The sequence below is a fragment of the [Leptolyngbya] sp. PCC 7376 genome (assembly GCF_000316605.1).
GTDB lineage: Bacteria > Cyanobacteriota > Cyanobacteriia > Cyanobacteriales > MRBY01 > MRBY01.
In genome coordinates, this window is the sequence record NC_019683.1 from 1734936 (window position 1) to 1745369 (window position 10434).

Here is a 10434-nt window from a genome sequence, read left to right on the forward strand (position 1 = left end):
AGCTGAAACATGAATATTGAAAGCATCTGGGATGAATATCGAGCGGACATCAAAGCATTTCTGTATTCACGAGTCTCAAATGCTGATGATGCCGATGATTTACTGCAAGATGTTTGGATAAAAGCATCTAAAAAGATTCACACTCTCCAGTCAGAAAAAAGTATTAAGCCTTGGCTATTTCAGATAACAAATCGCGTCATCATTGATTACTATCGCCACAAAAACAAAGGACAGCAACTACATCCAAATGATTTGGTAGCCCATAATGATGTCCCTGACATAATCCAGTTGTTGACTCCTTGTCTTGAGCCTTTTATTCGTGACCTACCGGAAGATGTAGCAGAGCCTCTTCGAGTTGTGGATATTCAAGGTCAATCCCAAAAAGATTACGCCCGTGACATGAATACGAACTATTCCACTGTGAAATCTCGGATTCAAAAAAGCAGAAGACAGTTACGTCAGCTATTTGAAGATTGTTGTGAGTTTTCTTTTGATCATGATGGACATGTGAGTGATTTTGAACCCAAGTCTAATAATTGTGCGAAGTGCTAGCTACATTTCGTCTTTTTGATTAGCTCCGCGTCTTATTTGGTGTAGACATCCAATAACTGGAGCCAAACATGATCAAAGTAATCAGCTTTAAAATTTGTCCTTTTGTTCAGAGAGTCACAGCGCTTTTAGAGGCAAAACAGGCACCATATGAAATTCAATATATTGATCTCAGCAATAAGCCAGAGTGGTTTTTAGAGATTTCACCGAATGGGCAAGTGCCACTTTTGATTACCGAATCGAATGATGTGCTGTTCGAATCTGATGCCATTGTGGAATACATTGACGAGGCGATCGCCACCCCTTTGTTTGATTCCGACTTGGTGAAAAAAGCACAGGAGCGTTCATGGTCATACCTCGCTACCAAGCATTACCTGGTTCAATGTAGTGCCCAGCGTAGCAAGGACAAAGGGACTTTATTAGATCGATCTCACAAGTTATCAAAGGCTTTCGCCAAGTTGGAATCCAAGTTAACGAATGAAAAATTCTTTGGTGGTGATCAGTTAGATATGGTCGATATTGCCTGGTTACCTTTACTGCATCGAGCTTCAATTATTGAGCAACATTCTGGCTACGATTTCATTGGTCAGTTTCCCAAAGTGAAAGCACTGCAAAAACAGCTGTTGGCAACTGGCTTGGCTGAGAAATCGGTGTCAGAAGATTTTGAAGAGAAGTTTGCAGCATTCTATTTGTCAGAGCAAACTTATTTGGGACAATGTGCCAAAACTCAACTCGGGAAAACTTGTTTTGGAGAGTCTGATTGTAGAGACGAAGATTTTGACTGTTGTTCTTAATCGGCTCTAATAGTCCAGTATCGATTTACGGTACTGGATGTCCTGGCGATCGCCCATCGTTATCCGAACAATTCATATTATAGCAGGCAAGGAGTGGGTTAAGACAGAATAGGATAGAAGCAATAAACATAGATGCCATGCCTGCTCCCCATAGTCTTGATTTACGCCTAAAAGCTGTTGCCGCCTTCGATAAAGGTGAACGAAAAAGTGATATCTGTCGCTTCTTTGGTATTAGCCGAAATACGCTAGACCTGTGGCTGAAACGACGAGAGAAAATCGGTTCAGTCGCTCCGAAGACAGATTACCGTCGAGGCCCTCAACCGAAGATTAATGATCTAGATGCTTTTCGTGCTTTTGCAGAGAAATATGGGCATCTAACCCAGAAGGAAATGGCGGAGAAATGGCCAGAGTCTATTAGTGATGCATCCAGACGTGAAGCTCTACGGAAAATTGAATTTACTCGAAAAAAAAGACCTATCGATATCAAGAGAGAGATAAAGAATTAGAAAAAGCATTTGTGGCACAACTGAAGCAGTATGGCCAAGAACGACTCGTATATATCGATGAAAGTGGATTTGATAATACCTTAGATTATGGGTATGGCTACTGCCATAAGTCAGAGAGGTTTATCGCAGAGAAGTTAGGTCATCGTACAGAACGAGTTAGCGTGATTGGAGGATGGCGAGAGGGAGAGCAGATAGCACCGATGGTATTTGAGGGCTATGCCAACAGCGCCTTAGTTTGCCAATGGGTAGAGGATTGCTTAGTGCCAGAGTTGATTCCGGGTCAAATTATTATTCTGGATAATGCCAGTGTTCATCCAAAGGAAAGAATACAAACATTGGTGGCGAAGGCAGGATGTGAAGTGATATTTTTGCCACCCTACTCACCACACCTGAACAAGATAGAGAAGTTTTGGGGGAGGTTAAAGAAGGAGGTAAGTAAGCTCATCAAGAAGACTGAGGATTTGTTCGATGCCATCAGAATAGCCTTCTGTTCTATGTCCTAACCTTCTCCTTCTCTGCTATAGCTGGCTAGAGCAATTCGAGAGAAATGCAAATTTTATCCTGCATGGCGCTGGATACCCTCGAATTACTACATACTTAAGGGAGTTATGACTTTTGCTGAGATAGTAAAAGTAAGAGGATGTCTGAAAAGGGTCTGACCGTAACTTTTGTCGAAATGAGTTGCACGTAAAAATAAGCACTTCAGGCGATCAACCTGGCGGAATTTACGCAGCATTTATCGAACATAAAGACTTTTCAGACATCCTCTAAAGTTTGCGGTGTAATACCAGAATTTACTTGTGAAGCTTGCCTCGTGTAGATCTGAGAGTTATCTTATGCAGGCGATCAAAAATAGTGATGGATTGTTTGTTATTTGGGAAAATCGTGTGGCAATTCTACTCATGAAGATATAAAGTATCGCACCGATAATATGACGAATGTTAACAGAATGAAGACTTTACCTGGGTTTTTCCTCAGGCAATAAGGATTTGATTAGAGGATAGTATTTATCGTTCAGACCTGTTGTATTGGATAGAGACTTTAGTACTTTCACAGACTGAATTCCTGATTTTTGTCCTAATCCACCCTTTATTGAGATATCATCTTACCTCAATAAAGGGTGGAATTATCGTAATAAGCAGTATTGGTATATGTAACCATATATCTCTAGCTGAACTTGGCTAAGAGGAAACAAAAATTACAGCAAATTTCAGCCTAGCAAGGTGTATGAAGTAGTATAGGTGAGTTGACTGGTGAGGAAGAAAGTAGCATCTTGCCGAAAGCCTACTCATTAGACTTAAGACAGAAAATAGTGGATGCCTACGAAAGGGGTGGTGTGAGTCAAAGTAGTCTTGCCCGACAATTTGGAGTGGCGAAAAGTTTTGTACAAAAGCTCCTCGACCAAAAACGACTGACAGGGTCGATTGCTCCGAAAAAACGAAGCCAACAAACACCTCCCAAATTAAACGAAGAGCATCAAACAATATTGCGCCAGTTGCTCACCAAGAAAAACGATACGACGCTAGCGGAACTATGTGATGAGATGGAGAAACGCACTGGTCTCCGTGTGGCCAATAGCACCATGCATCGCACCTTAAGAAGAATGGGATATAGCCTCAAAAAAACATTCTATCCAGACCTTAAGGCGACAAAACGAGTGCAACAAGCCAGATATGATTTTTGGCAGAAAATGCAAGCGACTCTAGCGAAAAACTTGATTTTTATCGATGAATCGGGCGTGAACTTAGCCATGACAAGACTGAGGGCACGTTCTGAGAAAGGGAAACGAGCTTATAGTCCGAAATCCAGTAAACGAGGCAAGAATGTTTCTTTGATTGGAGCATTAGGCTTCAAGGGAATGGTCGCTAATTATCATCTGCTGGGGAGTACGGATGGATTAACCTTTGAAGCATTCATCAGCCAGAAGTTAATACCAAACTTATGGGCGGGAGCATGTGTGGTGATGGATAACTGTTCGATTCATTTAGGAGAGTCAGTACGCACAATGATTGAGGCCGTGGGAGCTAAGTTGATTTACCTTCCTCCCTATTCTCCAGATTTTTCACCCATTGAAAATTGCTGGTCAAAGTTGAAAAGTACCTTGAAAAGTATCGGGGCAAGAACTTATCTAGCTCTAGACAAGGCAATTGAGGTAGCTTTTTCCAAGATTACCCTTGATGATATTCGATGCTGGTTTACACATTGCTGCTATTGCACCTCACTCGACTAGAAATTGCTATATATATTGATTTTGACGATGTACATTGCAATTTTTATTATATTTAGAGCATAATTTCATAACGTATAACGTAGTTCTTACTATAAAAGATCTGTAAAATGAAAGTTGCATTTGTCATACCACTTAAAAGCGAAGAAGTTTCAAAAGATTGGAATGTAACTATTGCACTACTTCTGAGATGTTTGGAGTCCATTTTTAATCAATCATCTAATTCTTTTGATGTTTATTTGTCATGTAATAGTTTTCCCTATATTAGCTCTTCAGAAAAACTTCATATCATAGAACATGATTACCCTATTCCTACAACATGGGATGATGGACACAAGGATAAATACCAGAAAATCTATAGAGCTTTAATTGAGGTTCAAAAAAATGCCCCTTGTTATGTGATGAAGCTTGATGCAGATGATTTGTTACACCAGAATCTTGTTCAATTTGTCACAACAGATGGGAAAGAAGGCTATTATATAGAGAATGGTTATACTTATGTAGATGGAAAAAAATGGATACAAAAATTGCCACAATTTCATAATTTATGTGGTTCATCTAATTTAATTAGAGTGACTCCTCAGGAGTTGCCATATTCGATGAATAAAAAAGGTAAAAAATTTGACATTATGCTATGTGGTCATAACATTTTTGAGGAATTTTATCGCTCTAAAGGTAAAGACATTGCGCGGATTCCATTCCGAGCTGGAATATATATTTCTGGAAGTGGAGAAAACCACAGTGGGCATGATTTACAAAATATAAAAAGCCGCAGAAAATGGATGAGTTCTTTTGTTAAGAGACAGCTATTAACGAAAAAAATAAGACGTGATTTTTCTTTGTTTCCACTTTCTGATTATCTAACGCTTATTCAACAAGGTAAGAACCCTCGCTCTCTACCACTTCGCCTTAAAGCATAGATTTTTATATTGCTTACTATTTTGGGTGTTGCAGAATAGAGGTATGAATCCATGAAGGTCAAGGTACAGGGACATCCCAGAACTTGAGATAGTGAATCAGCAATCGAATCGAATGCTCTAACATTTCCACAGACTTGGAATAACATAAGGTCTTTCGATGGAGTCGAGCGAGATAGTGCCGCAATCGAGTGTTCTCGCCTTCGATACGAGTCATGTAGGTCTTACTGATAATCTGGTCACCATCGGGTACAAACATGGGATAAACTTTCCAGCCATCTGTGATGTAGAAGAAGCATCTCCAGAGACGAACGATTGCCCATAGTGGCTTGAATGTCTCTGCGCTTCTGTCACCAATAGTCCAAGCAAGAATACCTGGTTGAAAGTGGTCTACGGCTGTCCAGAGCCAGACCTTGTTTTTTTCGCACCGACGAATGTTTGAAGTTCATCGAGTTCCCCGACCTGAGGCATCTCTTCCGGTTCATAAGCATCAGGCAGCAATGCACCGACTTGTTTGACCCAAGTGATGACGGTAGTGTGGTGTACTCCTTTCACCCGTTCAATGGCTCGAAAGCCGATACCGTTGACATACATTTTGAGGCATTCACGTTTGAAGGCATTTGAGTAGCCGAGCTGACTATAGTGGTCGATAAACTGACGACCGCAATCTACACAGATGTGATTCTGTTTGCCTTTTTTCTTTCCGTTCTTACGGATATGAGTAGATTGGCATTCTGGACATTCCATTGAGTCAACAACCTCCATTCATACCTCTATTCTGCAACGCCCTATTTTGTTTGTCTGTAACGTCAGTTTTGGTTAAGGAATTAGGCTGAAAACCTCATGAATTAAGAGTTTGTTTGGAGTTTCATCTATTTTCTGATTCGCAACAAGGTATTTTTATTGAACATATCTTGTGTATTGTGCTCAATCAGTGGAATATTGCATAAAATAACGTGAATTCAGGATAAGAGAAGAAAAGGAGAAAGTGCATATTGTGGAAGTTAATAAGCAATCCACCACTTTCTCCCATGATCAGCCTAGAATCTTTGTTGGTAGTCCTAAAAATGTAAGGATGAGAGAGAAAAGAGTAAGCAAAAAGTCCTCATTAAATACCCTATTATCCAAACTGTCAGTCCACTAATGTCGTTAAAAATAATCCCATTCATAATGGCAAGCAAAACGATAAGAGAGTTTCAAATGAATAATGTTATGCCAGCAGAAAAAGAAACTCTCGGATTAAAAGAATATCCCATAACTAAAGAATTGAGGTAAGCTACTGGTTTGACCAGTGAGATCAGACGAGCTTTAAGCGTTCCCGAAGGAAAGCACTCTCGCGGTGGCTTGATGGAGCACATCCGTAGGAGTACAAAAATGTATCAAAGTTTGTCCCATTCTAAGTGGAATTGTAAATATCACGTGGTATTTGTGCCCAAGTATCGACGTACAGCAACTTTTTAACCCTTTTGACCACTGCTATGGCTTTAGCTATTAGGCATTGAGTGTCTCATGATGTTTCATATCATTTATCAAGGTGCTAGAAAACTAACCAAGTTATGGTTACCAAGGGTTACCAATAAGAGCAAAACCACTCCAGAAAAAAGGATGGGATAAATCGGGATTGTTTAAGTTACTGATAGTTGCGGGTAACGGAATTTGGTTATTGGCAGTGATGAGTTGATTGTTTTCTAAACGAACTTCTCCATGTAACAAAGATAATTGAGCAGTACGCAGCGCATCGGCTTTAGTTGGTGCTGCTTGTAAATCTTCATAGAGCCGGGTCATTAAGCTCATTGTGCCAGCATCACTCACATACCAAATACTGCCAATTGCAGCTTTGGCACCTGATGCAAGGGCTAATCCAGCAAATCCTAATTCTGCTTGGCGATCGCCGATCGCTGTGCGGCAGGCTGACAATACTAACAATTCGATGGGTGGTTCATTCAGTCTGAGCTGTTCAATATCTTCAAGGGAAACCCGTTCATCCTGAAAACGCACGTAGGAATCCTCTGGATTACCGGATCGGAATTCGCCATGGGTTGCCAGATGAACAATGCCATAGGGTGTGCGATCGCGGGCAGCCAGCAGATTATCGACAGTAAATTGATTTTCAACGAAAGCATCCCCATCCCAGATTTGATCTGCAATAATCTGTACCTCTAGGGGAGCCGCAGGTAAATCGTCTTCACCACTAAATTCTGATGCACCCATCGCTAAAAGTTGATTATCACCAGGTTTGATGTAACCTGTTGTATTCGTCAGCGAGAAACTTGGCATCATGCCCATACTGTAATCTTCGATCACGAACTTCTCACCATCATGCAATGCCGCCAGGGGTAGTACCCGCAAGCCATCATCCATGATGTAGGTCAAATTATTGATTTGTTCTTTTTCAAGATCAGCCTTAAGCGGTTCAAGCAGCACACGATAAAGATTTTGTGCAGGCGGCAAATAAGTATTAGTCAATCGCGGATTTGTTACGCCTCCCACAAAATTAGCGACTTCTGCCATCACATCTTCGCGGGTCACATCAGGTAATTTCTTGCGGATAATCTCGCCACCATAAGTGATCATTACCAGTTCCAGCTCGTCTTTTCCATTCAGCACAGGGCGTGGATTTAGGAAATTTCGAGTCGCTGCATTAATAAAATCTGAAAGGCGATCGCCATTGAATTGCCATTGAATCGATTCCACCTCAACAGCTTTTTGATCTTTTAGATTCAAGTTTTTTGTGTGAGTTTTTATTTGAGCTTTTGTCTGGGTTAAATCAGCAGATTCCTCATTAAAAAAGACATAAATAAGGGCCGGTTTAACCCCTGTTTGCTCATGGATTTTTTCGAGCTTTAAGGTGATCGGCTCAATCTCTAAATTCGACTCGGTTGGTTCACCAATTGGCACACCCTCACCACTAAAACCACAATCGGGAAAGCAGTCAGGTATCACACCTTCTGGCGGTGTGTCCGGTATTTCTGGCTCTCGGTCAAAAGTATCAATGGTGATATTGCCGCGAACTTCTGTGTCAGGGAAATTTTGCACCACTAAAATTTCCGATTCTCCGGTTGTGATTGCGCCAGCCGTACCATTTACCGATGCATCCCCAACGGAAAAAGGAACTTCGCCATTACCTGCATGGAAAATATATACACCTCCATTCGTACTCTCATCAGCCGCACCACAACCTGTTACATCCAGCATCTGTGCCAGCTCAGGCTTTTGACTATGCTGGAATGACGAAGGATTAGTTATTGTTTCAGCCCCATTCAGCTCAACCGATTGTAATAATTTTTCAGGGGTCACGACGCCACCTGTCGGCCTAGTCACAGGATCTTTTGATGCGAGTAAAAGCTCAGGTTTAGAATATTCTTGGGCAATAGGTAGTCGCTCAGGTCGAGGAAGAGATGTTTCGCTAAAGGGTAAACACCCACGGGCATCAATACTCACAGACTCACCACTGGGCGTCCTAAATCCAGAGACATTGCCTGTGACTTTGACAAAACCATTGGTGGAGCGAATATCAATATCGCCACTAGAATCACTGGACCGAGTACTCACAGAAGTCAAGGTAATATCACCCGGCGCACGCACTGTAATATCCCCAACCTCTCCCAAAAATGACGTTTGGGTACTGAGGCTACCCAGATCAATTAGGCCATTTGTTGACTCGACTGTAATATCTGCGCCTCTTACACTCAGTTCACCACCGCCGGTAATGTTGCCGCCAGCGATAAATTCAAGATCTAAATTACCTGTGCCGACAAATCCTTCATGGTTAATATCATTTACAGCTTCAAAACGAACAACTTCACCTGTTGAGCCAAATGAGGTCGAGCTACCAAAAATAAAAGCACTGCTATCAATAGTGATGTCATTGTCAGCCTGGAGGGTCAGGCTATTACCTGAGGACCAAAGAAGAAAAACATCTGCTCCGATAGTAATATCTCCGAGTTCGCTGCCAGAGTCGGCGGTTGCAATGATGAGATCACTACTGCTAAGAAAACCGGCGATATCTGCATCGAATAAGACTGAACTGCTTTCGGGACTACTAATAGGATTTGGTGTCGTGGGCGAAGCACTATTGATGATGCTGATATCAGTGGGATCAAGGAGTAATTTGCCAGTTTTACCAAGAGGACTTTGGAGGTTGATACGTTTTGACCAACCTTCTGAGACATCTAATGTTTTTTGGGAGGAGATTTCAGCAAAGCCACCGTCACCCCCCTTCGCACCACCTTTAGCTAAAAGTGACCCATCAAAATCGGTACGTTCGTCTGACCAAACAATAATGTCGCCGCCATCTCCATTTTCTAAAGCACTGACATCTAGAGTAGTTTTAGAATCAACCAATGTCGTTTTAGCGCGGGGGCGATCGCCTTCTCCTTTGAAATCTCCACCAACAGTAATCTTGCCGCCGCCTTTTGTACCCGTGGCATCAAGCATTGCACTGGCAAGCTGAATATCTTTGCCAAACGTACTGATTTCACCACCCAACTTACCGGAGACATCTAGCTCACCAGAAATAAAAATATTGCCCGATTCTGGGGCGATCACCGAATTCGTTTCAGCATGGAAAGGGCGATCATCTTTGAGGGTTAAACCTGTAACCAAATCGCTGCCAGTTAGTAGTTCTGGTAGATTCGTTGCGGTGAGATTATCAATAGGTGCGTTGAGTTCAAAATTGAGCAAATGTCCCGTTTGACTGAGCCGGAGGGTTTGATTTTCGGGAACTGCAATAAGTTGAATTTCACCACTCGCCGTCGTAATCTCTCCAAGATTTACGATGTTGTTACTAAATAAATTGAGCGATCGCCCTTCATCTATCTCTAAACTCGCAGCGTTAACAATTGCACTAGTGCCATCAAAAAAGAAGTGTGTCGGATTACCAGTGAGCGACGCCACATTCTCTGTATCAAGCAACCATTCGCCATCGGCAAATCCCAAACCTGTTGAAGTGCTGGCGGTAAAATCTGCGGGTAAATTGAGCTGAGCATTTTCTCCAAATACAATGCCGTTGGGATTGAGCAGAAACAGATTAGCGTCACTCCCGACGACTTGTAACAAACCATCAATCTGGGAGATATTGCCACCGCTAATCCTCGACAAAATATTGGTGGTTAGTGCATCAGAAATGAAGGTCGCACTTTCATCCGCATCGAGATTAAAATCGCTGAAATGGTGGAAAAGATTGCCACCATCGGCAGAAGTCTTACCCCCTGTAATCTCAAAATCCTGTTCGACAGGCGTGACAACAGTGTCAGCAAAATCATCAGCTGAGGTGATTTGGGCGATCGCCACAGCCATATTTGCTAAGGCAAAATACAGCGACAACATGGGTACGAGCAAACTAAAACGCCACACAATTCCAACCTCTGAGAATCCTACTCTTGATGAGAATCATCTGATTCTTTTTCTCGCAAGACTTTTGTTCAAAACCCCAGCCCATC

General features: G+C 42.0%; 6 protein-coding genes and 1 pseudogene. 5 read left to right on the plus strand and 2 right to left on the minus strand.

The annotated features are described in order from the left end of the window. The first annotated feature begins 9 nt into the window (after positions 1 to 9). The 5 genes and pseudogenes from sigZ (at position 10) to LEPTO7376_RS07770 (ending at position 4996) form a co-directional block, all read left to right on the plus strand. Positions 10 to 552, plus strand: coding sequence for an RNA polymerase sigma factor SigZ (gene sigZ, locus LEPTO7376_RS07745; RefSeq protein WP_015133652.1), 543 nt, complete (start codon positions 10 to 12; stop codon positions 550 to 552). A 68-nt stretch (positions 553 to 620) separates the two neighbouring features. Then, positions 621 to 1343: a glutathione S-transferase family protein gene (locus LEPTO7376_RS07750; RefSeq protein ID WP_015133653.1), complete on the plus strand. Its 723-nt coding sequence runs from the start codon at positions 621 to 623 to the stop codon at positions 1341 to 1343. A 137-nt stretch (positions 1344 to 1480) separates the two neighbouring features. Further along, a pseudogene (locus tag LEPTO7376_RS28960) lies at positions 1481 to 2352 on the plus strand (IS630 family transposase). A gap of 743 nt (positions 2353 to 3095) precedes the next feature. After that, positions 3096 to 4079, plus strand: a complete 984-nt coding sequence (locus LEPTO7376_RS07765) for an IS630 family transposase (protein ID WP_015133654.1) — start codon at positions 3096 to 3098, stop codon at positions 4077 to 4079. Positions 4080 to 4186: 107 nt separating this feature from the next. Further along, a complete protein-coding gene (locus LEPTO7376_RS07770) occupies positions 4187 to 4996 on the plus strand; it encodes a hypothetical protein (protein ID WP_015133655.1) in 810 nt (269 codons plus the stop codon). 58 nt (positions 4997 to 5054) lie between these two features. Here the strand turns inward: LEPTO7376_RS07770 and LEPTO7376_RS24535 are convergent. Next, positions 5055 to 5740, minus strand: a protein-coding gene (locus LEPTO7376_RS24535) for an IS1 family transposase (RefSeq protein ID WP_015133656.1) whose coding sequence is annotated in 2 segments (ribosomal slippage) — positions 5055 to 5416 and positions 5416 to 5740 — 687 coding nt in all. Because the reading frame shifts where the segments join, the coding sequence is not laid out codon by codon here. 813 nt (positions 5741 to 6553) lie between these two features. Next, complete coding sequence (locus LEPTO7376_RS23360) at positions 6554 to 10348, minus strand: CHAT domain-containing protein (RefSeq protein ID WP_015133657.1); 3795 nt, start codon at positions 10346 to 10348, stop codon at positions 6554 to 6556. Positions 10349 to 10434 lie beyond the last annotated feature (86 nt).